Here is a 23,909-nt window from a genome sequence, read left to right as displayed (position 1 = left end):
TCAATTTAGTTAATCTAATTTTTAAACGTTTTCTTTTTGGATAAATGCAAAGAGTGTACGGAATATAATCTTCATGTCGAGCATGAAGTTATAGGTCTGTCCATACGTGATGTCAAGTTGTTTGCGCTCTTCGGCAGACATATTGCCGCCTTTGCCGCGCTCTTCTACTTGCCAAAGGCCGGTAAGGCCCGCGGGGGCCATGAAACGGTCAATGCTGGTGTCAACGGTTAGCTTTTCTGCCTCATATAGAGGAAGCGGACGATTGCCAACAATAGACATATCACCTCGAAGGATGTTAAACAACTGTGGAAGTTCGTCAATGCTGTATTTGCGGATGAAACGACCTACCTTAGTGATGCGTGGGTCATTTTCTATCTTAACAAATGCGTTATTATTCTCTTCTTCACGCTTCTTGTTGAATTCGCTTTCTGCTACAACGTAGTTGTCTCCAATGAGCATCACTTCTTCATCGCCAATCATCATGCCGGATTCCATACCCATGGTGAGCATTTCTTGCTCAGCCTCGTCACCCAAAGGTGCTGTAATATTCTTCTGCTTATCGGCCTCTTCTTTTTGATCAGTATCCTTTTCTGCATACTGGTTATGATCTTTGCTTAATTCCTTTAATCGACGCTCTGCATCTGCATACATGCTACGGAATTTAAGGAAGTTGAATACTGTGTAATTGGTACCTACTCGTTTCGATTTGAATAGAATCGGTCCTTTGCTTTCCAAACGAATGGCAATGGCAGTAAGGATGAATACAGGTGAAAGCAGGATGATAGCAATGCTAGAGAATATAATATCGAAAAGACGTTTCCAAAGTGGAATTTTGAATTTTAAAATTTTGTGTTTGGAGCTTTCGTCATCGAAAAGTATGTTCTCACGATCGGATATGAACTGAATTTTCTTGTTCAATGCCGTAACAGACGCATCACATTCTATGGTATCATTGATACCGCATTTCATATAAATATCACGCTCCTTTGGTGTCATAGCATTGGTAAGGAGAATGATATATACATTGTGGCACTTCTTGCGAAGGTAGGTGATGGCGGTGATGTCTTCGTTGCGGACACTACGTTCGTAAAACACAATAAAATGCTCATTGCGTACGTGAGGCGTACACAATTGAGCAGTATCCTTATAAGCATTGGTTATACGAACCATCTGCCCTGGGATGTATTTTAGTTTTTCCTGTGTTTTTGGATTGTTTCCTAAGTAAACAACACCTATCATATATTATATGTGATTTCTCAAAATTAGTTTGGTAAAATCTTCTTCACACGAATTTTAAGCTCCATGGGATTGAAAGGCTTAACAATATAGTCTTCTGCACCAATCTCCAATAGGCGAATTCGCTCACTTGTGGAATCTTCACTTGATAACATGATTACTGGGATGTGACGGAACAACTCGTTCTGCTTAATCCACTCCAAAAAATCGTCTCCTCGCATTCCTGGCATACGGATGTCGGAGATAATCAAGTCGGGAGTGTTACCGGCCTGAAGCCATTTTACGCCCTGTAGCCCGTCGGGGAGCCACTGAACATCATAGTCACTCATCAAGTAGATTGAGAGCACCTTTGCGATGGTCTCTTTGTCATCAAGGATTAATATTTTCTTTTTCATTTATGAACTGAACTTTATGTTTTGGTCGTGATTTTTGTTTGGCCATGGCAGGATAGAAGTTGACTTCATTCTGTTTATTAGGCTTCTTTTATGCGCAAAGGTAGGAAAAAAAATTAAAAGTAGCGGTATATTGAGCAAAAAAATGAGAAAAAAAGATGAAAAAAGACGATTTTCTAAAAAAAAATGAAGAACTTTGTAGGCAGAAACGAATTATAAATAAATTATTAACTATTGTATTATGTCAAATAGATACCTATTAGGTTTTGACGTGGGCAGTTCTTCTGTCAAAGCGTCGTTGGTAAATGCCGACACAGGCAAGTGTGTTGCTACTGCTTTTTATCCTGAAAAAGAAGCTCCTATTATGGCTGTAAAAGCAGGATGGGCAGAACAGGAACCTCAGATGTGGTGGGATAATGCCAAATTGAGTTTGAAGAAAATTATGGCTGATGCCCAGGTTAAGGGTGAAGATATCAAGGCTATTGGTATTTCCTATCAGATGCACGGCTTGGTATGTGTAGATAAGAATCTGCAGGCGCTGCGTCCTTCTATTATTTGGTGTGATTCACGTGCAGTACCTTATGGCGAGAAAGCATTCCGTGATTTGGGCGCAGAACAATGTCTTGGTCACTTGTTGAATTCACCAGGTAACTTTACTGCGGCTAAATTGGCATGGGTGAAAGAGAACGAGCCCGACATTTATGAGAAAATTTATAAGGTGATGTTGCCGGGTGATTATATTGCCATGCGTCTCTCAGGTGTTGCCAATACTACAGTAAGTGGATTGAGCGAAGGAATGCTTTGGGATTTCAAAAATAACAGAGTTGCTGATTTCTTGACCAAATATTATGGCTTTGATGAGTCGATAATCAGCGATATCGTTCCGACTTTCAGCATTCAGAGTGAAGTTTCGGCAGAAGCTGCTGCAGAGACAGGTTTGGAGGCAGGAACCCCGATAACCTACCGTGCAGGTGATCAACCCAACAATGCATTGTCGCTTAATGTGTTTAATCCTGGAGAAATTGCATCTACAGCCGGAACATCAGGTGTGGTTTATGGTGTGCTTGGAAATGTTAACTACGACAAGAAAAGTCGTGTGAATACATTTGCACACGTCAATCATACTGCAGAACAAACCCGTTTGGGCGTACTGCTGTGCATCAATGGTACAGGTATCCTAAATGCATGGGTTCATCGTAATATAACTCCTGAGGTTGGTTATGCAGAGATGAATGATCTCGCTGCTACTGTTCCTATCGGAAGTGAAGGAGTTACTGTTATTCCTTTTGGAAACGGTGCAGAACGCGTATTGGAAAACAAGGAAATTGGCTGTTCGTTCAATGGTGTTAATTTTAATAAGCACAATCGTGCACATCTTGTACGTGCTGCACAGGAAGGTATTGTGTTCTCGTTCTGCTATGGTATGGAAATCATGCAACAGATGGGTATGGATATCCACAAGATACATGCTGGTAAGGCTAACATGTTCTTGAGTCCATTGTTCCGTGATACCCTCGCAGGTGTTAGTGGGGCAACTATTGAATTATATGATACAGATGGATCGGTAGGCGCTGCCAAGGGTGCTGGTATCGGTGCCGGTATCTATAAAGACAATAATGAGGCTTTTGCTTCTTTGGATAAACTTCAGGTGATTGAACCGGATGAGGCACACCGCGCAGAGTATCTTGCTGCTTACGCCCGTTGGAAGGATATTCTGAAAAACAATATTTGATTATAGACATTGCTTCATATAGTTTCTCCTCTCTTGTCAATAACAAGAGAGGAGTTTTCTTTTTCTCAGAATCTAACTACTGTGTTGGGGCTATTGGTAAATTTGTGCCTTGCTAGTTCCTTTTAATACAGATAACGCATTGAGAGCTAATGCTTCCATTTCGTTTTCTCCAGGAAAACAATAAACAGGTGCGAGGTAGCCGATTCTGCGACGAAGCTCGTTAGTAATGTAATCACTATGTGCCATGCCCCCTGTCAATAGAATAGCGTCAACGTTACCGCAAAGTACTGCACCTTCTGCTGCTATTTGTTTTGCTGTGTGGTAAATCATGGCATCTGTAATGAGTTGTGCTTGTTTGTCTCCATTCTTGATGCGTTCTTGTATCTCTTTCATGTCGTTGGTGCCAAGATGTGCGGTAAGTCCTGCTTTTCCTGCTATTCGCTTCAGTAATTGTTTTTCTGTATATTTTCCACTGAAACAGAGGCGAATGAGGTCTGCTGCCGGCAAGGAACCTGCACGCTCTGGCGAGAACGGACCTTCACCGTCGAGAGCATTGTTGGTGTCGATGGCTTTTCCGTGTTCATGTGCTGCTACGGATATGCCTCCTCCTAAGTGGCAGATGATGAGATTGAGGTCTTCGTATCTTTTACCGATTTCTCTTGCGTATCGTCTTGCAATGGCTCGTTGATTAAGAGCATGCCATATACAGATGCGAGGCATGAGCGGACTACCGCTGATACGTGCTAATGGAGAGAGTTCATCGACAACTCCTGGGTCAGCAATAAATGCGCGACAGTTTGGAATTGTGATGGCAATTTCATGGGCTATCAGACAACCAAGATTGCACGCGTGATTGTGCATGACGCATCCGTGTAGTGTGTCGTTGAGCATCTGCTCGTTGATTTCATAAACTCCACCTGCAATAGGCTTAACCAAGCCTCCACGTCCAATGACAGCATCGAATTTTACAGGAATATTGGCGCGGTGCAGTTCTTTGATGACAAGATTGCGTCGGAAATCCTGTTGTTCGGTAATAGCATCATAGACAGCCAATTCATCGGCAGAGTGGGTGATGCTATGAAGGAGTATTGGCTTTTCGTCTTCATAGACAGCTATCTTTGTCGATGTTGAACCTGGGTTGATGACGAGAATTCGCATAGTTTTTGATAATTAGTTAATGACTTTCTGTACTTATCTCATTCCCTTGTTGTTTTCTTTTTGGCCTTTCTTTTAGAGTGCCGTTTTTGTGGAAAGGACTTGTTTTGAGTTAATCCGGTAGGCTTGATAGGGCGAAGAGTATGCTGTTGAATTTTGCTTCGGCACAGTCGCCACGTGAAGGTACCACGACTGGATGGGAAGCTCCACAAAGCATTCCTGCTGTTTTCGCTCCTGCAAATAGTGTCATGGATTTGTAGAAAACGTTACCTGCCTCTATATCTGGCATGATGAGCACATCGGTTTCGCCCATCAATGGTGATTGCAGACCTTTAGCCTGTAAGGCTTTTAAAGAACATGCTGTTTTGATGTCTAGAGGACCATCTACGATGCAATCACCATAGATGCCATCTTTCGCCATCTGACAAATGTCTTTATAGCCGTCAACGAACGGGAAACGCTTACTTGGTTTCTCAGAACAATGAATAAGGGCAATACGTGGTTGACGGATGCCCATGGCATGACATACTTCTGAAGCGTATCTTACCTGTTCGATGCGTTGCTCGTGAGTGGGATATGGAATTACCGCAGCATCGCTAAAGAAGAGCATTTTGTGGTAGGTGGGTATCTCTGCCAATGTGAGGTGGGTTAGGATACGTCCTTCTGGAAGCAGTCCATGTTCCTTGTTAAGTACTGCACGTAGGAGCTGGTCGGTTCCAATGAGTCCTTTCATAAGGACATCGGCTTCTCCGTTTCTTACCATGGCCACGGCCTTGTTGGCTGCTTCTTCTGGTATGTCATTATTTACATAGATAATTTCTGCCAATCCAAGTTGTTCACATTGGTTGAGCGCAGACTTGGTGGCTTCGTCATAGACGCATACGGCAGCAATTTTACGGCATTTTCCATTCTGCTGCAGTTTGTTACGGAGTTCTTCAAAGGATTGAATCATAGGCTTTAGTTATTTTTTTATTGTTAGGATTTCTATATCAGACTTTGCCGATACCATTCAAAGAGTTTTCTTACTCCATTTTCAATCTCTACGTGATGCGTCCATCCCAGTGAGTGTAGTTTGGAAACATCGATGAGCTTGCGCATGGTTCCGTCAGGTTTTGAGGTGTCGAAAACGATCTCACCATTGAATCCTATGGTTTCCCTTACCAATTCTGAGAGTTCTCTGATGGTGAGTTCTTTTCCTGTTCCTACGTTGATGTGACAGTTGCGGATTTCTCCAAGGGCAGGAATTGCACCACCACGTCCTTCAGAATTGTTTCGATCTACGAGACCATTAGTCTTTCCACCGTAGAAAACAGATGAATATTTTTCTATTCCAATGATGTCTTTGAAATCTACGTTTAAGAGAATGTAAACACTTGCGTCTGCCATGTCTTCACTCCATAGAAATTCGCGTAGTGGAGTGCCCGTTCCCCATAAAACAACCTTGTTGTCGTATATGCCGTAGAATTCTAATGCTTTTAGAATACGTTCGTGGCTATTATTTCCATCGACATTACCTTCTCCGATGAGGGCTCGTAATTTGTCCGTGGGGTTGATGGGTCGTTTATTCATATCTGTCTCGATACTCTTCCAGTCTTGTTCGTGGATGAGTTTTGCCAGATAGATTTTTCGCATCATAGCAGGCATGACGTGACTGTTTTCAAGATGGAAGTTGTCGTTTGGTCCGTAGAGGTTGGTTGGCATCACGGCGATATAATTCGTGCCGTACTGTAGATTATAGCTCTCACACATCTTAAGACCTGCTATTTTGGCAATAGCATATTCCTCGTTGGTGTATTCGAGTGGCGAGGTAAGCAAGACATCTTCCTTCATGGGCTGTGGCGCGTTTTTAGGATAGATGCATGTTGAGCCAAGGAACAGCAGTTTCTTGACTTGGTGTGCATAGGCTTCGCTGATAACGTTGCATTGCATTTTCATGTTCTGCATGATGAAGTCTGCACGGTAGAGGGAATTGGCCATGATGCCACCTACGAAGGCTGCTGCAAGGACAACAGCATCAGGTTGTTCTTGATCGAAGAACTGTTTGACTGCTATTTGGTCAGTCAGATCAAGTTCTTTATGGCTTCGCCCAACGAGATTTGTATAACCCCGTTGCTTGAGATTATTCCAAATAGCTGAGCCTACGAGCCCGTGGTGTCCAGCTACATATATTTTGCTGTTCTTGTCCAACATTGTTGTCTTTGTTTTGACTTTTATCTTGTTTATTTTTACCCCGTTGTGGGGCGCCTTGTTTATAATTATTCTGGGAGCTGTGCTTTAAGGAAGAGTTTTTTGACGAAGGTCATGTCATGTCGAACCATGATTCTGACGAGTTCTTCAAAGGATGTCTTCTGTGGGTTCCATCCCAGTGTGTTTTTGGCTTTTGCTGGATTTCCGAGTAGTTGGTCAACTTCTGCAGGGCGGAAGTATTTAGGATCTACTTCTACAAGAATTTTTCCTGTTTTCTTGTCTATTCCTTTTTCGTCTATACCATCGCCACGCCATTCCAATTCAATACCAGCCTCCTTGAATGCGAGTGTCGCAAACTCACGTACAGTATGGTATTCGCCTGTTGCAATGACAAAATCATCGGGTTGGGGCTGTTGTAGTATAAGCCACATGCATTCGATGTAGTCTTTTGCGTATCCCCAGTCACGGAGTGAGTTGAGGTTTCCGAGATAGAGCTTGTCTTGATAGCCTTGTGCAATGCGTGCGGCAGCAAGTGTTATTTTTCTTGTGACGAATGTTTCACCTCTTCGTTCACTTTCATGATTGAAGAGAATACCGTTACAGCAATACATGCCGTAGGACTCCCGATAGTTTTTCATGATCCAATAGCCATAGAGTTTGGCTACAGAATAGGGTGAACGGGGATAGAATGGAGTTGTTTCGCTTTGCGGAACTTCTTGTACTTTTCCAAATAGTTCTGATGTTGAGGCTTGGTAGATGCGACAGCTTTTTTCCAGTCCGCAAATTCTTACTGCTTCGAGAAGTCTGAGTACTCCTGTTGCATCAACGTCTGCCGTATATTCTGGCACGTCAAATGACACCTTTACATGGCTTTGTGCTGCAAGGTTGTATATTTCCGTAGGTTTTGTTTCACCAATGATTCTGATGAGCGACGAAGAGTCTGTCATGTCCGCCCAATGGAGGTTGACGAGTCGTTTTTTCTTCATATCGCGTACCCATTCATCGAGATAGAGATGTTCAATTCTTCCTGTATTGAATGATGATGAACGTCTTAGGAGTCCATGTACTTCGTAACCTTTCTCGATGAGAAATTCTGCGAGGTACGAACCGTCTTGTCCGGTAATTCCTGTGATGAGGGCTACTTTCTTGTCTTCCATATCTATGTTATTGTGTTAGTCTTGTTTGGTTTAAGGATTATTTTTCTTTCGTGCGAAATAAAATCGCTAGATTTTTAGACTCGGTTAATCCATTTCAGAGAACTGCTTGATGCGTTGTTCTTCTGAGAGTTTGCAGATGAGCAGGGTGTCGTTGTTTTCTGCTACGATATAACCGTCGAGTCCCTGTACTACCACTTTTTTCTCTTGTGTGGTATGGATCATACAGTTGTGTGACTCTACGAGAGTGATATTATTTCCGATGCATGCATTACCATAGATGTCTTTTCTGGTCTGCATTTGCAGCGAACCCCATGTGCCGAGGTCGCTCCATCCGAAGTCTGCAGGACATACGAAAATCTCTTCTGCCTTCTCCATGATGGCATAATCGACGGATATGTTGTCACATTCTGGGAATGTGCGGTCTATTTCCTCCTGTTCTTTTTCTGTTCCGTATATCGGGAGTAGTGACTCGAAGAGTTTGGACATGACGGGTTGATATACGCGGAATGCATTGACGATGGTTGATACATTCCAAATGAATATACCTGCGTTCCAGAAGTAGTAGTTCTTCTTGATATATTGTTTGGCAGTCTCAAGGTCTGGCTTTTCCTTGAAGGAATCCACTCGGAAAATTTCTTTGTTTCGTAAAGAACTGCTTGACAGGTCTGCCTGTATGTATCCGTATCCTGTTTCTGGTCTTGAGGTTTTCATGCCCAGTGTAACGATGGCATCGCTATCAGCCGTAAAATCCAGACACTCGCTTACTACACGTCTGAATTCTACAGGGTCAGTTACGATATGGTCACTTGGTGTGACTACAATATTAGCTTTGGGGTCTTGAGCTTTAATTCGCCAACTGACGTATGCAATACATGGTGCGGTATTGCGCCGACATGGTTCGCAAAGTATATGGTTTGTTGGCATGTCTGGCAGTTGTTGCTGCACCATATGAACATATTTTCGATTTGTGACCACCCATATATTGTCATGGGGGACTACACTTTCGAAGCGGTCTCTTGTGAGTTGGAGCAATGAGCGTCCGACTCCCAATACATCGATGAACTGTTTTGGGGTTTCTTCGGTACTCATAGGCCAGAATCTGCTACCTACTCCTCCTGCCATGATAACGAGATGGTTGTTGTTTCTTGACATAAGCAATTTATACGTTGTTGAAAGTTTAAGAAAACGTGGCAAATATACGGAAAATATTCGGTATTAAGAAATATTTACGTCTATTTTATCTGCCTTTTTACAAGAATCTTTGTTTTTTTACTTTTTTCTTGATTTTTTTAGCAACGAACGCACGATGAAATAGCCAATGGCAAGTATCATGATGGCAAGTATGCCAATTTTTATGTATTCGGCATATTCTGTGATTTTATCGTTTAGTTGCTCTTCAGGTACAACGCTGTGGAGGTACCATCCCAGGAGTGCGAGGATAGAATGCCATGCTGCTGCTCCTACTGTAGTATAGAGCAAGAATTTCCAGTAGTTCATCTTGGCGAGTCCTGCTGGGATGGAAATAAGGTGTCTGATGCCAGGTATGAGTCTTCCTGTGAGAGTTGCTACTACGCCGTGGTCGTCGAAGTAGCGTTCGCTTTTCTCTACTTTCTCTTGATTGAGTAGGCATAGTTTTCCCCATTTGCTGTTGGCGAAACGATAGATTACCGGTCTTCCTACGTAGTAAGCCACAAGATAGTTGATGGATGCTCCGAAGTCAGCTCCGATTGTAGCGAATAGTATGACAAGGAAAACATCAAGATTTCCTCCTGCAGCATGGTAGGCTGCTGGTGTAACTACGAATTCTGATGGTACGGGTACGACCGTGCTTTCGAGTAGCATGAGGAAGAATATGGTGCCATAGTTGAGGTTGGCAAGGAGTGATGTAATAAAGTTCACTGTTGTTTGCTTTTATGAATCTGTTTATATGCGAAATCGTAATAGTCCTTCGTGGCCATATTCTCGGGAAAGTATGCCCCGAGTATCATGCGCAGTTCGATGGGATTTCGTTCTGCTGCCAGACGGAGATAATAGAGAAAGTCTTCAGCTTGGTTAAGTCTGAGTGAGCATAGTGCGAGAAGTGAAAGTCCTTCTGTGCAATTTTCATCGATGACTGGCAATTTCTCTTTGAGTAGTTGGAGACACTCTTTATATCTTTGACAGTCTGTTAGGGAGATGGCAATTCTTATGAGTGTATGCATCTGGTCTGTTGACAGTTCGAGAGCTTTATTGAAATATCTATCAGCTGCTTCGTACTGTCTCTCAGTTTGTAGGATATGTGCCCGAGCCACGTAGAGGTCTGTTTTGTTTTCTCCTTTTTCTTCTGCTTTATCCAAAAGTTTTTTTGCCTCTTCGTTATTCCCAAGTGCACCTTGGCAGAGTGCCATTTGATGATAGATAGCTCCTGCGTATTCTCTGGCATTCCCGCTTTCCTTGAGTGCTTTTTCCAACCAGTCCAATGCTTCCTTAAACTCATTGGTGTTGATGAGGCAGGTGGCAAGTTGAATATATCCGCTACAATCATATTGTGCATGACTGAGGGCGGTCTTGAAGAATTTTACAGCCTCTTCCCAGTTGCCTTTTCCCATTAATGCAGATGCCTTGATGCCATGTGGAACGGGATCGTCAGGGTCAATGGCAATTGCATATTCGCTGCTATTGATGGCTTCATCGAATTTGTTTTGTGAGAGTTGTGCTTCAGCCAGTACTTTCCAGTATTTCTTGTCGAAAGGATATTTGTCGGCAAGTTCTGTGAATATGCTTTCACATTCTTCGAGTTTCCATGTACCGTAGAGTGCTCTTCCCAATAGTTCTTTATAGTCGTCGTCCTTGACGTCACAATATCTCATCATCCATGTATATCCTCTTTCGTATTCTCCATAGTCGAGATAGAGGTTTGCTACGTCTTTGATGAACCATCCGTTGTCATCATTGGTGAGTTCGTGGAATTTTGCTTCAAGGAGCTTTTCTGCCTCTTCTAGCTTGTATTGGTAAATGAGTAGTTCGGCTTTGATGTAGATATAGTCGGGATCGTCTTCGGCTTCAATCATACTGACGTAGTATTCTGCCTCTTTGAGGTTGTCGTTCTGGAGTGCATTTCTTGCCATGAAGACATTGGGCAGGGTGGCGTTTGGGAAGAGGTCTATAGCGTTTTGTGCCACTTCCATGGCTTTGTCCATTTGGTCTGTCAACCGATAGTAGTCTGCAATGTCTATGAGGTCGTCTGCATCAAAGAAGGGCGGCATCCCTTTGGATGCTGCCTCTTCGTATGCTTTGAGCATTTCTCTGAACTCTGGGTCGTTGAAGAATTTGTCGTCAGTCAATAGCATTTAAATTGCCTTGTTTCTTATTTGTTTTTCTTTGCCCAGTTGTCTTTTAATCCTACTGTACGGTTGAAGACAAGGTGTCCGGGTTTAGAATCTTCATCTGGTGTGAAATAGCCGATACGTTGGAACTGCAGGAAGTCTCCAGGTTGTTTCTCTTCAAGGAATTTCTCTACATAACAGTTGTTGAGCACGGTGAGAGATTCTGGGTTGAGAAGTTCGCGGAAGTCGCGTTCATCAGCACCAGGGTTTTCTACGGAGAACAGTCTGTCGTATAGTCTTACTTCTGCTTTGATGCAGTGGCCGGCACTTACCCAATGGAGTGTACCTTTGACTTTTCTGTCTGCTCCCGCCATTCCGCTCTTGCTTTCTGGATCGTACTCTGCATAGATTTCTTCAATCTCTCCTGCTTCGTTTTTCTTGCATCCTGTGCAGGCGATGATGTATGCGTTTTTGAGTCTCACCTCTTTTCCTGGTGTCATACGGAAGAATTTCTTGGGTGCATCTTCCATGAAGTCTTCGCGCTCAATCCAAAGTTCGCGGCTGAAGGTGATGTTGTGTGTCCCGTCTGCCTCGTTTTCTGGGTTGTTGATCGCTGTGAGTTCTTCTGTCTGTCCTTCAGGATAGTTGGTGATGATAAGCTTTACAGGGTTGAGCACGGCAGACACTCTGCATGCTTTTTTGTTAAGGTCTTCACGTACAGCTGCTTCAAGGAGAGCGTAGTCGTTGAGTGCGTCAAACTTAGTGTATCCGATGGAGTTGATGAAGTTTCTGATACTTTGTGCAGAGTATCCTCTTCTTCTCATTCCGCAAACGGTTGGCATTCGTGGATCATTCCATCCGCTGACGAGGTTTTCGTCAACGAGTGCTTTAAGTTTGCGTTTTGACATGACGGTATAAGTGAGGTTGAGTCTGTTGAACTCAATCTGTCTTGGGCGGTATTCTGTCTGCCCTTCTTTTTCTTGCAGGAAGTCCACGAATTTGTCGTAGAGTGGGCGGTGAGGCACGAATTCGAGGGTACAGATGGAGTGTGTAACCCCTTCAAAATAGTCGCTCTGTCCGTGTGCGAAGTCGTACATGGGGTATGCATGCCATTTTCTTCCTGTTCTGTGGTGAGGAATCTGAATGATTCTGTAGATGATGGGGTCGCGGAAGTGCATGTTTGGGCTTGCCATGTCGAGTTTGGCTCTGAGCACCATAGAACCCTCTACGGCTTCCGGCGTATTCATTTGTTTGAAGAGCTTGAGGTTCTCCTCAATGGGTCTGTCGCGGAACGGACTTGGCTGTCCAGGCTGTGTGGGCGTTCCTTTCTGTTCTGCAATTTGTTCAGATGTCTGTTCGTCCACGTATGCCATTCCTTTTTCTATGAGCCAAATGGCGAATTCCCACAGTTTATCGAAGTAGTCGGATGCATAATACACATTTCCCCAGTTAAATCCGAGCCACTTGATGTCGTTCATGATGTTTTCGACATACTCTGTGTTTTCTTTAGTGGGGTTGGTGTCATCGAATCGGAGGTTGCAAATTCCGTTGTATTTTTCTGCTACTCCGAAGTCCATGCAGATGGCCTTGGCGTGTCCGATGTGTATGTATCCGTTAGGTTCCGGTGGGAATCGTGTCTGTATGCGTTTGCCATTTTTGCCCTCTGCGAGGTCGTTTTCTACAATCTGTTCAACGAAGCTAATGCTTTTTTTCTCTTCGTTCTCTGTTGTTGTTTTCTCTTCAGTCATATTATGTGATACGTTTTTGTTTTCTTTTTGTTGGAGCAGTCTATGCTACATGTGTGATATAGTGATGTTTGTTAGCTTGACGGCTATAGTTTGCCCTTCGTTTGCAAAGATACAATAGAAATCTCTAAAATCTCAAGAAAAGCGGTAAAAAATGTGGAATTAGGTCGAAAACATGTTATATATCATATAAAAATATTTGTGTTAGTTAAAAAAAAGAAGTACCTTTGCAGACGTTATCCTGAATACAATCTTTTTACCTTAAAAGGACTAATACCTGTTTCGTGATGTCTCTGCTGTGAAGTTGGGACATCGCTTTTTTTTTTGTATTGGCAAGATGACGTTATGTGGGTGAGTATATTGTTAATACAGGGTCATTTGAATATTTTTTTTTCTATTCCGAGATGTTGGGCCATTATAATGTGGCTGCGAAAGCGAGGTAAAACGAGAGTTCTGTTAAAAGGAATGTGGCTCCGCAGCAATCGCCCGTATATCCCTGCAATTTGCGGTTCATCAGCAGATAGAGCAGATAGAATACAATACACGGAACGGCAACCAGCACTTCTATCGATGAAAATGGAACGGCAAACCATTGGTTCATCATCCAGCCCCAACCTACTAAGGGCATTAGTCCGGTGAGAGCCAGTCGGAGACCAGCCTGGAGTCCGTATTTTACATAAACGGTTTTAGATTTAGCCTCTTCCTCTTTACGGGCATAGGGTAGAAACATGATGAGTTGACCGCTTACCATCTTACAAAATGGGTCGGCTGCAAGAATTGTCGAAGCAAGAAGAAGTGTTGAAGCGGAATCGGCATTATCCAAAGCGAAGGAAGGCGTGAGGGTGGTTATTTCATGATCTCCGATGGCGAGAAGTGTAGTGGCGAGTAGTGCAAAATAAAGAATCAGTCCCAAAACTCCGTATGTGCCTATATGTGAGTCTTTCATGATGGAAAGGATGCGTTCACGGTTGTAACCACCTCCGAAACCGTCAAGAAAGTCTGCAAGACCATCTTCGTGGAGCGCCCCTGTGGTGAGGATTCGTGCGATGATGGCTAATAATACCGCTACGGGCAAGGGGAACCATGCGCTTGTTATATAGAATGTTAGAGCCATGATTCCGCCTGTGAGCCATCCGGCCAAAGGCCAGTATTCCACAACGTGCTGATAACATGCTTTGGAGGGTGAACACAGTCGCCAGAAAGGCAGCCGGGTGAAGAAGATGAGTGCTGCCATAGGAGTCTCCCACCATTTTGTTTGGTCTATGCGAAGTCTCATGATTGTTGTTTTTTTCGATGGTTAGAAATATTTGGTGATGTGTGCATTATCGAAATTATTCATCTCCTGCATCATCCGTACGCTACTCTCCAAAATGCCAAAGGAGCAAAGTGCTCCTGTGCCTTCTCCCAGTCTCAGACCAAGATTCAATAGTGGCTGCACTCCCATACTGTCAAGCAGAAGTTTGTGGCCGCTTTCGTCACCACAATGGGCAAATACCATGTATTGTTTGGCTTGTGGGTAGAGTTTACTTGCGGCCAAGGCACATGCAGACATGATGAATCCGTCTATTAATATAATAAGGTGTAATTCTGCCGCACGCAACATGGCTCCAATGGCTGCCACCATTTCGAATCCGCCGAAATAACGTATTACCTCCCATGCATCCTCTTCCTGACCTCCATTGGCTTTGAATCTGTTTACTGCCTCGTTCAGTACCTCGTATTTATGATTGATGCCCGCTGTATTGAGTCCTGCGCCAGCTCCGATGCAGGTGTTGAGTGGCAGATGGGCAAACAGGCTCATCCATATGCTGCTTGGCGATGTGTTGGCGATGCCCATTTCTCCTATAGAAATCACCTGGCAACCTTCTTTCTGACAGCAATCCACCATGTCGCGGCCTATGCCGAGTGCTTGTTCCATTTCTTCCTGACTCATGGCCGCTTCATGCAAGAAATTGTTAGTGCCCCAAGCGATTTTGCGTGGAATGATACCTTCTATAGATGAAAGGTCGTAATCCACTCCGACGTCGATAATCTTCAAGTCGAAACCGTATTGTCGGCAGAACATATTGACTCCGCCTCCGCCCCGTGTGAAGTTTATCATCTGTTGCCAAGTCACTTCGCGTGGCGAGACGCTTACTCTTTCGCGCTCAATACCATGGTCTGCACCAAATAGCAAGTGACTGGGATGATGCAGGGTGGGCGATAGTGTCTGTTCTATCAAGCATATCTGTAATGCGAGTTCTTCCAAGCGGCCCAATGAGCCTTTGGGTTTGTTGAGATTGTCGATTTTCGACTGAATGGTAGGACGAAGTGAATCGTCGAGAGGATAAATATTAAATGTTGTCATTTGATTTTTACTGAAATTCCACTAACCATCAGAATTACCTCGTCGGCCTTTGAAGCCACATATTGGTTGAACCATCCCAGTAGATCTGTAAATCTGCGTTGCACGGCATTGGCACTCACTCCACCCGATCCAATTTCGTTGGTTACGATAATGAATGTGGCATTTTGACTCACCAAGCGGTCAAATTCCTGTTTCAGTTTGTCGAGCACTACGTCAACCTCCTCTGCTTCGCAGAAGAAATTAGTGGCCCAAAGCGTCAGGCAGTCCACCAAAACCACACGTCCTGAAAAATCGTGACGACTCAGTGCGCGTTCCTCTTCTATATTAGTCCATTGTGGTCCACGACGCTCCTGATGGCGACGTACACGCTCGCGAAACTCATCGTCCCAAATATGGGCTGTGGCCAGATAAACAGGGTTTTTGCTGAGTGTTAACGCCAATTGCTCTGCTTTTTCACTTTTTCCAGACCGTTGGCCTCCGGTGATAAGGATTATTCTGCTCATAAAATGCAAAATTAAAATAAATTCTTCAATAAATTGTTCTTTTCGATGGAAAAATTTGTCTATTCGTAGAGTTTTCTTAGGAAATGTTTGGTAGTTATTTTTTTTTTTTGTTACTTTGCAGCTCGAAACTTAAGTAATTAAACGTTACAACATATTATATAATCATTAAAAACGATGAAAAAAGTATTTTTAATGCTTGCCGTAGCAGCTTTTTCTGCACAGGCAATCTCTGCTCAGACTGTAGAGGAAAGTGAGACTCAGGACAACTGGTATGTAGGCATCAAGGCTGGTGCGAGTGCAAAGGCCACAGGTGTTTCAGTATTCAACAACATTAACCCTTCTGCCGGAATTCGTGTAGGCCGCTGGTTTACTCCAGTATTCGGTCTCGCTGTTGAAAGCGACGCTTATGCCCGTACACGTGGATTCGGTAGCTACAGTACATTGGTTCGTGCGCTCAACACTTCAGTACTCGGTACTACAAACTTCAGCAATTGGTTTGGCGGATACAAAGGCGAGCCTCGCAACTTTGAGGTAATCGGTGTTTATGGACTCGGTTGGGGTCACGCTTTCGGTACTTCTAACGAGCGTGAAGGTCAGGACAACGATGTACTGACATCTAAGATTGGTCTTGATTTCGCTTTCAACCTTGGCGCAAACAAGGCTTGGCAGCTCTATATTGAACCAAACCTCGTGTATGGTCTCAATGCAGATGGTCAGGACATCAAGTACAACTTCGGTAAAGCAGCCTTCGGAGTTAACGTTGGTTTGAACTATAAGTTCGGTAACACCAATGGTACTCACAATTTCAAAATCGCACAGCTCCGTGACCAGGCCGAAATCGATGGCCTGAATGCCAAGATTAACGAGCTCCGTGCTGAAAATGCTAACAAGGACAACAAAATTGCTGCTGATGGCCGTACCATCGCTGACCTTCAGGCTCAGCTCGCTGCTGAAAAGAGCAAGCAGCCTGAGGTGAAAGTCGTTAAGGAAAACAATACTCAGCTCCAGCCAATCGTCATCTTCGGTCAGGGCAAGAGCACCATCGACGCAGCTCAGTATGCAAGCATCGAAATGGTTGCTAAGTACATGCGTAATCACAAGAATTCTAAGATTATCGTTCGTGGCTACGCTTCACCAGAAGGAAGTGCAGAAATCAACGAGAAGATTTCTATCGCACGTGCTAACGCTGTGAAGAACGCTCTTGTTAAGCGTTACAAGATTGCGGCCAGCCGCATCACTACTGAGGGTCTCGGTGCAACCGACAAACTCTCAGAGGAGGTTGACTTCAACCGCGTAGCTATGTTCTTCGATACTACTAAGTAATAAGAACTCAGCATTTAGCGACAAATAAACAGTCCGTCTTGTGGAGTATTTTCTGCAAGACGGATTTTTTTGATTATAACTTTGAGACATCTGTACTTCTGTCGCTTTCTGAATAGTGAAATGCCTAAAGTATTACCCTAGAACGTCCTTTCTTCTTCCCAACTATCTCCTATTATTGTCCCAAATCTGATGGGACTTACTTGGGATTTACTTAGGACTTACTTATGACTCGGTTTTTAGGAATATTATGCCTTTCTATGAATGGGTCAATCCCGAATGCATCCCGAATGCATCCCGAATGAGAATATAGTGAAGGCCTCATTAAAAAAACGACTGAAATCTCGCATGCAAAACTTTGTTTGTTTAAAATGACGGACAACGTTATCATTTTTGAGAAATAATGTGTAACTTTGCATCCGAACTTAAAAACAATATACACTTATGACAACTATTCAAATCATCAAAACAACATTATTGGCTTTTGTTGCCCTCTTTGGAATGCAAACCATAAAGGCTGCAGAGCGATTTGTGAATTTCAATCAAGGAGACCTGCTCCTTAACCCACAAAAGCAAGTAACCATCACAACGGATGAAGCAGATTTTAAAGCCGTTGATATTGCCGTACATGCTTTGGCAGCAGACTTCGGGCGAGTAACAGGACAAGATGCCGTGCTTCAACATCAGGCTGATGCAAAGATTATAGTGGGAACTATAGGGCACTCTAAATTTATTGACCAACTCGCAAAGAAAAAACTTATCGATGCAACACAACTTAAAGGAAAACGCGAGAAGTTTATCATCACAACCGTAGGAAAACAACTCATTATTGCAGGAAGCGACAGAAGAGGTACTGTCTATGGAATCTATGAACTTTCTGCACAGATGGGTGTGTCGCCATGGTACTATTGGGCTGACGTGCCTACTGAAAGACATGAAGAGATTTATGTCAACCAAGGAATATATACTGACGGAGAACCGGCTGTTGCTTACCGAGGAATCTTCCTCAACGATGAAGCACCGTGTCTTTCTACATGGATTAAAAATACATTTGGTACTAATTATGCAGACCACCATTTCTATGAGCGCGTCTTTGAACTTGTGCTCCGACTGAAAGGAAACATGATGTGGCCTGCCATGTGGATGTGGTCGTTCTATGCAGACGATCCTGCCAACGAGAAAACGGCCAACGATATGGGTATTGTCATGAGTACCTCACATCATGAACCAATGGCAAGAAACCATCAGGAATATGCACGTAAAAGAGCAGAGTGGGGACCATGGAACTATAATACCAATAAAACAAAGTTGCAGCAGTTCTTCCGTGAAGGCATCGAGCGCATGAAAGGAACCGAGCAGCTCGTAACCATAGGAATGAGAGGCGATGGCGACGAAGCCATGAGCGACGAAGCCGATACGCGACTCATGCAGCAGATTATTGCAGACCAGCGAAAGATTATTGCAGACGTAACAGGAAAGAAAGCAAGTGAAACGCCCCAAGTCTGGGCGCTCTATAAAGAGGTGCTCGACTATTATGATAAAGGAATGAAAGTTCCTGAAGACGTTATTCTTCTCCTTTGTGACGATAACTGGGGAAATGTGCGTAGAGTACCGAATGCACAAGAACGCAAGCATAAAGGAGGATGGGGACTCTATTACCACGTGGATTATGTGGGAGCACCGAGAAATTCTAAATGGCTCAACGTCACTCCTATGCAGAATATGTGGGAGCAACTCACTTTAGCCTACGAAAACGGAATACAGGCGATGTGGATTCTCAATGTTGGCGACCTTAAGCCAATGGAATTTCCCATCTCTATGTTTATGGATATGGCTTGGAATCCAGGAAAATACGATGTCAACAATATCACAGAGCATGCCCGCCAGTTCTGTCTTCAACAGTTTGGAGCAAAACAGGCAGACGAAGCAGCCCGTCTGCTCAATATCGTCTGCAAACTCAACGGACGATGCACGGCAGAAATGATGGATGCGAACACCTATAATATAAATACAGGTGAATGGAAACAAGTGGTCGATGAATACGCAACTCTTGAGCGCGATGCGCTCAGACAGTATCTCACACTCGACGAGAACCAGCGCGATGCTTATCAGCAAATCATACTCTTCCCGATACAAGCCATGGGTAATATCCATCAAATGTATTATGCGCAAGCCATGAACCGTAAACTCTTCAAAGAGGGAAATCCTGATTGTAATCTTTGGGCAGATCGCGTAGAACAGGCGTTTAAGCGCGATTCTACACTTTGTGCTGATTATAACCTCAAAATGGCAGGTGGAAAATGGAATGGAATGATGATTCAGAAACATATCGGTTACACTTCATGGAACGATGACTTCCCGGCAGACAGGATGCCAGAAGTGAAACGCATTGAAAATCCTACAAACGGAGGATATGTGTTTACAGAGGCAAATGGAGTGGTAGCCATGGAAGCAGAACACTACTATGCTGCATCTGATGCATCAGAAGCAAAATGGACTATCATACCAGACATGGGACGCACAAGAAGCGGAGTTACCCTAATGCCTTATACCAAAGGTGTGGAAGGGGCAAGCCTGACCTATCGATTCCGTATGCCAAACGGAGTGAAGAGTCCACTCAAAATACACATCGTAGTGAAATCCACCCTCGACTATCTTAACAAAGGCGGACTTACTTATAGTGTGCAACTCGATCAAGGAGAGGTTCAAACAGTCAACTTCAACCACAATCTCAATGAGAAAAAGGAAAATATCTATTCCATCTATTACCCAACCGTGGCAAGAAGAGTAGTGGAAAGTATTGTTACACTCCCAGTAGTAGAAGGCGAATTCCATACCCTGACAATCAAACCTAACGATCCTGCCATCGTCTTCGAAAAAATCGTCGTTGACGCAGGAGGATACAAACCGTCGTACCTCTTCATGAATGAAAGTACATGCAAAATTGATGCAAGTCAAAAATAAAACGGTTCTATGAAATTATGTCAAAAAAGTGCATCAATCATACAGAGATTAAATGTATCTTTGCACTCAGAAAACATACATAGGTACGAATCAAAGGTAAAGAGATTGTTAAGGAAACGAAAGCGAGCCGATGGAAACTACGGCTCGCTTTTTTCTGTAATTCACCATGAAACTTTCAATTTATAAGCAAAAACCGAAAAACCTCTAATGTTTCGTTGGTGATTAGGCGGAAAAAGTGTAACTTTGCAACTCAATATGGTGAGATGGTGGAGAAAATCCACATAAAAAGGAATAAACAAACAAACTAAATAGATATGAAACACCAATTACGCAGTGCAGTATGCACAGAAGGAAGAAGAATGGCTGGAGCCAGAGCTCTTTGGGTGGCTACAGGAATGAAACATGAGCAATTTGGAAAACCGATCATTGCCGTTGTCAATTCGTTCACCCAGTTTGTACCCGGACATACGCATCTGCACGAAATAGGACAAATCGTAAGGGAAGAAATAGAGAAAATGGGATGCTATGCTGCCGAATTCAATACAATTGCTATTGATGACGGAATTGCAATGGGACATGACGGTATGCTCTATTCTTTGCCCTCAAGAGATATTATTGCCGACTCGGTAGAGTATATGGTCAATGCACATAAAGCAGATGCAATGATCTGCATCTCAAATTGTGATAAAGTGACTCCAGGAATGCTCATGGCTTCCATGCGACTCAATATCCCTACAGTATTCTGTTCCGGTGGCCCTATGGAAGCAGGAAAATGGAGAGGAGAAAATGCAGACCTTATTACTGCCATGATCAAAGGAGCTGATAATTCTATAAGCGATGAAGAACTGCAGCAAATAGAACAATGTGCATGTCCAGGATGCGGTAGCTGCTCTGGAATGTTTACTGCAAATTCCATGAACTCGCTGACAGAAGCCATAGGACTCTCATTGCCAGGAAATGGAACAATCCTCGCTACACATGAACGACGCATAGAACTCTTCAGAAAGGCAGCAAGACAGATTGTAAAGAATGCTTTGGCCTATTACGAAGATGGAGACGAGAGCGTTCTGCCTAGAAATATCGCAACCAGAAAAGCGTTCCTCAATGCCATGACACTCGATATTGCTATGGGAGGATCTACCAATACAGTACTTCATCTGTTGGCTGTGGCACAAGAGGCTGGCGCAGATTTTACAATCAAGGATATTGATGCATTGAGTCGCAAAACTCCTTGCTTGTGTAAACTTGCTCCAAATACGCAAAAGTATAGCGTTCAGGAATGTAATAGAGCAGGAGGAATCCTCGGAATACTCAACGAACTCAATAAAGGTGGACTCATTGACGGAACAGCGGCGCGTGTGGATGGAATGACACTCGATGAAGCAATGAAGAAATATGATGTTGCCAATCAACCTGAAATCTATTTCTCAGCACCGGGACAACGTTTCAGTACAAAGATGGGTTCTCAAAACGAGCAATATCCGACTCTCGATGTTGATCGTGAGAATGGATGCATACGTGATATTGAACATGCCTATACCAAAGATGGAGGATTGGCTGTACTCTTCGGAAATATAGCTCAGGATGGATGCGTTGTGAAAACAGCAGGTGTCGATGAGGCTCTTTGGCATTTTGAAGGTCCCGCTGTGGTCTTCGACTCACAGGATGATGCCTGCGAGGGAATTCTCGGAGGAAAAGTCAAAAAAGGTGATTGTGTAGTCATCACACACGAGGGTCCGAAGGGTGGTCCTGGAATGCAGGAAATGCTCTATCCTACATCATACATTAAGAGCATGCACATGGGTAAAGAGTGTGCACTTATTACCGACGGACGATTCAGCGGAGGCACGTCAGGATTAAGCATCGGACACATTTCTCCTGAGGCCGCTGCAGGTGGAAATATTGGAAAGATAAAGGATGGGGACATCATAGAAATAGATATTCCAAACCGCAGAATCAACGTGAAACTTTCAGAAAAGGAGCTTGCTGCAAGACCACAACAGCCGTTGAAGAGAAACAGACAAGTGTCGAAAGCCCTTCGCGCCTATGCGCAGAGCGTTTCATCGGCAGATAAAGGTGGAGTGAGAATAATCGACTGAAAATAACGGCAAAGGAAGCCGCGACGATGATTAAATGAAAGAAATAGAGAATAGTATGGAAAAAATAAAAGGAAGTGAAGCGTTGATGCTCGCATTAAAGAATGAAGGGGTAACAACAATCTTTGGTTACCCTGGAGGTTCTATCATGCCTGTCTATGATGCACTCTACGACTATACAAGAGGTGAAAAAAAAGCCTTTGATCATATTCTTGTCAGACACGAACAAGGAGCTGCGCATGCTGCAGAAGGCTATGCAAGGGTTAGCGGAGAGGTTGGAGTATGCTTGGTCACAAGTGGACCAGGTGCAACAAACACGCTGACTGGTGTGGCTGATGCTATGCTCGACTCAACTCCTATTGTGGTTATTGCCGGACAGGTTCCTATCGGAGCGTTGGGAACCGATGCCTTCCAAGAGGTGGATCTTGTGGGATTGGCTCAGCCCATCTCGAAATGGAGCTATCAAATCAGACATGCGGAGGATATTGCATGGGCGGTAAGTCGCGCATTCTATATTGCAAGAAGCGGAAGACCTGGACCTGTCGTACTCGACTTTCCTAAAAACGCACAAACGGAAGACGTCGAGTTTGTACCTCAAAAAGTTGACTATGTTCGCTCGTATGTGGCTTATCCTAAACTCAACAAAGAGGCGGTGGCAGAAGCCGCTCGTATGATTAACGAAGCAAAACGTCCCCTTGCCTTGGTTGGACAAGGCGTAGAACTCGGACATGCTCAGCAAGAACTGCTGAATTTCTTGGAAAAAACCGATATTCCTGCAGGACGTACCATGCTTGGACTTAGTGCTTTGCCTTCCAATCATCCGCTTAATGTTGGTATGTTGGGAATGCATGGAAACTATGCTGTCAATCTGAAAGAACAGGAATGTGATGTTCTTATTGCCATCGGAATGCGATTCAGCGACCGTGTAACGGGTAATCTAAAAACATATGTCAAACAGGCAAAAATCATTCACCTCGATATTGACAAAAGTGAAATTGACAAGAATGTGAAAGCTGATGTGGCTATCATTGCCGACTGCAAAGAATCTCTTCCGGCATTGACGGCTCTTGTTAATAATGCCAATCATAAAGAATGGCGCGATTCTTTCCTGCCACTTCATGAGCAGGAACGCAAGCGAGTGATAGAACCCGCCATACATCCTACAGAAGGCCCTCTTCTGATGGGTGAAGTCGTGAATGCTGTGGCAGAAAATACTCCAGATGATGCTGTCCTTGTAACCGATGTGGGTCAAAACCAGCTCTTTGCAACCCGCTATTTTAAATATCATCACAAAAGAAGTATCTGTACAAGTGGTGGACTTGGAACTATGGGGTATGGAATGCCTGCCGCTATAGGAGCAACTTTTGGAGCTCCTGGCCGTATGGTTTGTTGTTTTATGGGTGACGGAGGATTCCAAATGTGCATAGAAGAATTGGGTACGATTATGGAACAGCAAGCCCCAGTAAAGATGATTCTCATGAATAATCATTATCTTGGAAATGTACGCCAGTGGCAGGATATGTTCTGGCACAGAAGACAATCGTTTACCAAAATGATGAATCCGTGCTACGAACTCATCGCGCAAGGATACGGCATCCCTTATGAGGCAGTTACAGACCGTGCGCGTTTGGCACAAGCTATAAAGAAAATGGCAGAAACTGACGGACCTTATATTCTGGAATGTGCTATTCTGGAAGATGATAATGTGTTACCGATGACACCTCCGGGACTTAGTGTCGATGATATGATGCTCGACGTTCAGGTTTAATA

The 23,909-nt window shown here is 43.8% G+C and carries 18 protein-coding genes; 5 read left to right on the top strand and 13 right to left on the bottom strand.

Annotated features, from left to right (window positions below):
- Positions 1-21: 21 nt before the first annotated feature.
- Both CIK89_RS00200 and CIK89_RS00195 read right to left on the bottom strand, forming a co-directional pair.
- Positions 22-1,239: a sugar transferase gene (locus CIK89_RS00200; RefSeq protein ID WP_094389420.1), complete on the bottom strand. Its 1,218-nt coding sequence runs from the start codon at positions 1,237-1,239 to the stop codon at positions 22-24.
- A 23-nt stretch (positions 1,240-1,262) separates the two neighbouring features.
- Positions 1,263-1,631 (bottom strand): response regulator transcription factor, encoded by a 369-nt coding sequence (locus CIK89_RS00195; protein ID WP_027449457.1) that lies wholly within the window; start codon positions 1,629-1,631, stop codon positions 1,263-1,265.
- A 238-nt stretch (positions 1,632-1,869) separates the two neighbouring features.
- Here CIK89_RS00195 and CIK89_RS00190 point away from each other — a divergent pair, with 238 nt between their 5' ends.
- Entirely contained in the window at positions 1,870-3,360 is a 1,491-nt protein-coding gene (locus CIK89_RS00190; protein WP_094389419.1) for a xylulokinase, read from the top strand.
- Between the two features lie 90 nt (positions 3,361-3,450).
- On the opposite strand, the gene buk is transcribed toward CIK89_RS00190, so the two are convergent.
- From buk to cobU, 11 genes are all read right to left on the bottom strand, one after another.
- Positions 3,451-4,518 (bottom strand): butyrate kinase, encoded by a 1,068-nt coding sequence (gene buk / locus CIK89_RS00185; RefSeq protein WP_094389418.1) that lies wholly within the window; start codon positions 4,516-4,518, stop codon positions 3,451-3,453.
- Between the two features lie 109 nt (positions 4,519-4,627).
- A complete protein-coding gene (locus CIK89_RS00180; protein WP_094389417.1) occupies positions 4,628-5,467 on the bottom strand; it encodes a phosphate acyltransferase in 840 nt (279 codons plus the stop codon).
- Positions 5,468-5,499: 32 nt separating this feature from the next.
- Complete coding sequence (locus CIK89_RS00175; RefSeq protein WP_173824930.1) at positions 5,500-6,705, bottom strand: GDP-L-fucose synthase; 1,206 nt, start codon at positions 6,703-6,705, stop codon at positions 5,500-5,502.
- A 65-nt stretch (positions 6,706-6,770) separates the two neighbouring features.
- Positions 6,771-7,859: a GDP-mannose 4,6-dehydratase gene (gmd, locus tag CIK89_RS00170; RefSeq protein WP_094389416.1), complete on the bottom strand. Its 1,089-nt coding sequence runs from the start codon at positions 7,857-7,859 to the stop codon at positions 6,771-6,773.
- An 84-nt stretch (positions 7,860-7,943) separates the two neighbouring features.
- Positions 7,944-9,011 (bottom strand): mannose-1-phosphate guanylyltransferase, encoded by a 1,068-nt coding sequence (locus CIK89_RS00165; RefSeq protein ID WP_094389415.1) that lies wholly within the window; start codon positions 9,009-9,011, stop codon positions 7,944-7,946.
- 117 nt (positions 9,012-9,128) lie between these two features.
- Positions 9,129-9,758, bottom strand: a complete 630-nt coding sequence (locus tag CIK89_RS00160) for a DedA family protein (RefSeq protein ID WP_094389414.1) — start codon at positions 9,756-9,758, stop codon at positions 9,129-9,131.
- Positions 9,755-11,188 carry a lipopolysaccharide assembly protein LapB gene (locus CIK89_RS00155; protein ID WP_094389413.1) on the bottom strand — a complete coding sequence of 478 codons (1,434 nt, stop codon included), beginning with the start codon at positions 11,186-11,188 and terminating at the stop codon, positions 9,755-9,757. Before CIK89_RS00155 ends, CIK89_RS00160 begins: the two co-directional genes overlap by 4 nt.
- Before the next feature lie 17 nt (positions 11,189-11,205).
- The gene (locus tag CIK89_RS00150; RefSeq protein ID WP_094389412.1) at positions 11,206-12,912 is read right to left on the bottom strand and encodes a glutamine--tRNA ligase/YqeY domain fusion protein; all 1,707 of its coding nucleotides are present in this window, start codon (positions 12,910-12,912) and stop codon (positions 11,206-11,208) included.
- A 412-nt stretch (positions 12,913-13,324) separates the two neighbouring features.
- Entirely contained in the window at positions 13,325-14,185 is an 861-nt protein-coding gene (locus tag CIK89_RS00145; RefSeq protein WP_094389411.1) for an adenosylcobinamide-GDP ribazoletransferase, read from the bottom strand.
- A gap of 21 nt (positions 14,186-14,206) precedes the next feature.
- Positions 14,207-15,256 (bottom strand): nicotinate-nucleotide--dimethylbenzimidazole phosphoribosyltransferase, encoded by a 1,050-nt coding sequence (gene cobT / locus CIK89_RS00140; RefSeq protein ID WP_094389410.1) that lies wholly within the window; start codon positions 15,254-15,256, stop codon positions 14,207-14,209.
- On the bottom strand, positions 15,253-15,759 hold the full coding sequence (cobU, locus tag CIK89_RS00135; protein WP_094389409.1) for a bifunctional adenosylcobinamide kinase/adenosylcobinamide-phosphate guanylyltransferase: 507 nt from the start codon (positions 15,757-15,759) through the stop codon (positions 15,253-15,255). The genes cobT and cobU overlap by 4 nt, the downstream gene beginning before the upstream one ends.
- A gap of 174 nt (positions 15,760-15,933) precedes the next feature.
- On the opposite strand from cobU, the gene CIK89_RS00130 reads away from it, so the two are divergent.
- The 4 genes from CIK89_RS00130 to ilvB all read left to right on the top strand — a co-directional run bounded on the left by CIK89_RS00130 (position 15,934) and on the right by ilvB (position 23,907).
- Positions 15,934-17,082: an OmpA family protein gene (locus CIK89_RS00130; RefSeq protein WP_094389408.1), complete on the top strand. Its 1,149-nt coding sequence runs from the start codon at positions 15,934-15,936 to the stop codon at positions 17,080-17,082.
- 441 nt (positions 17,083-17,523) lie between these two features.
- On the top strand, positions 17,524-20,043 hold the full coding sequence (locus CIK89_RS00125) for a glycosyl hydrolase 115 family protein (RefSeq protein ID WP_094389407.1): 2,520 nt from the start codon (positions 17,524-17,526) through the stop codon (positions 20,041-20,043).
- A 314-nt stretch (positions 20,044-20,357) separates the two neighbouring features.
- A complete protein-coding gene (gene ilvD, locus CIK89_RS00120) occupies positions 20,358-22,142 on the top strand; it encodes a dihydroxy-acid dehydratase (RefSeq protein ID WP_094389406.1) in 1,785 nt (594 codons plus the stop codon).
- Positions 22,143-22,197: 55 nt separating this feature from the next.
- Positions 22,198-23,907: a biosynthetic-type acetolactate synthase large subunit gene (gene ilvB / locus CIK89_RS00115; protein ID WP_173824927.1), complete on the top strand. Its 1,710-nt coding sequence runs from the start codon at positions 22,198-22,200 to the stop codon at positions 23,905-23,907.
- The last annotated feature ends 2 nt before the right edge of the window (positions 23,908-23,909 follow it).

This window comes from Prevotella sp. P4-119, from assembly GCF_002251345.1.
Classification (GTDB): domain Bacteria; phylum Bacteroidota; class Bacteroidia; order Bacteroidales; family Bacteroidaceae; genus Prevotella.
Note: the sequence above shows the minus strand (reverse complement) of the source record. Positions and strands in the feature narration are given on the sequence as shown.

Bases quoted from the DNA above. Each gene is read 5' to 3' on its own strand.
- CIK89_RS00200 (WP_094389420.1), bottom strand. From the start codon at position 1,239: ATGATAGGTGTTGTTTACTTAGGAAACAATCCAAAAACACAGGAAAAA.
- ilvD (WP_094389406.1), top strand. From the start codon at position 20,358: ATGAAACACCAATTACGCAGTGCAGTATGCACAGAAGGAAGAAGAATG.
- CIK89_RS00130 (WP_094389408.1), top strand. From the start codon at position 15,934: ATGAAAAAAGTATTTTTAATGCTTGCCGTAGCAGCTTTTTCTGCACAG.
- CIK89_RS00150 (WP_094389412.1), bottom strand. From the start codon at position 12,912: ATGACTGAAGAGAAAACAACAACAGAGAACGAAGAGAAAAAAAGCATT.
- CIK89_RS00190 (WP_094389419.1), top strand. From the start codon at position 1,870: ATGTCAAATAGATACCTATTAGGTTTTGACGTGGGCAGTTCTTCTGTC.
- ilvB (WP_173824927.1), top strand. From the start codon at position 22,198: ATGGAAAAAATAAAAGGAAGTGAAGCGTTGATGCTCGCATTAAAGAAT.
- CIK89_RS00165 (WP_094389415.1), bottom strand. From the start codon at position 9,011: ATGTCAAGAAACAACAACCATCTCGTTATCATGGCAGGAGGAGTAGGT.
- buk (WP_094389418.1), bottom strand. From the start codon at position 4,518: ATGCGAATTCTCGTCATCAACCCAGGTTCAACATCGACAAAGATAGCT.
- CIK89_RS00195 (WP_027449457.1), bottom strand. From the start codon at position 1,631: ATGAAAAAGAAAATATTAATCCTTGATGACAAAGAGACCATCGCAAAG.
- CIK89_RS00145 (WP_094389411.1), bottom strand. From the start codon at position 14,185: ATGAGACTTCGCATAGACCAAACAAAATGGTGGGAGACTCCTATGGCA.
- cobT (WP_094389410.1), bottom strand. From the start codon at position 15,256: ATGACAACATTTAATATTTATCCTCTCGACGATTCACTTCGTCCTACC.
- CIK89_RS00175 (WP_173824930.1), bottom strand. From the start codon at position 6,705: ATGTTGGACAAGAACAGCAAAATATATGTAGCTGGACACCACGGGCTC.
- CIK89_RS00155 (WP_094389413.1), bottom strand. From the start codon at position 11,188: ATGCTATTGACTGACGACAAATTCTTCAACGACCCAGAGTTCAGAGAA.
- cobU (WP_094389409.1), bottom strand. From the start codon at position 15,759: ATGAGCAGAATAATCCTTATCACCGGAGGCCAACGGTCTGGAAAAAGT.
- CIK89_RS00180 (WP_094389417.1), bottom strand. From the start codon at position 5,467: ATGATTCAATCCTTTGAAGAACTCCGTAACAAACTGCAGCAGAATGGA.
- gmd (WP_094389416.1), bottom strand. From the start codon at position 7,859: ATGGAAGACAAGAAAGTAGCCCTCATCACAGGAATTACCGGACAAGAC.
- CIK89_RS00125 (WP_094389407.1), top strand. From the start codon at position 17,524: ATGACAACTATTCAAATCATCAAAACAACATTATTGGCTTTTGTTGCC.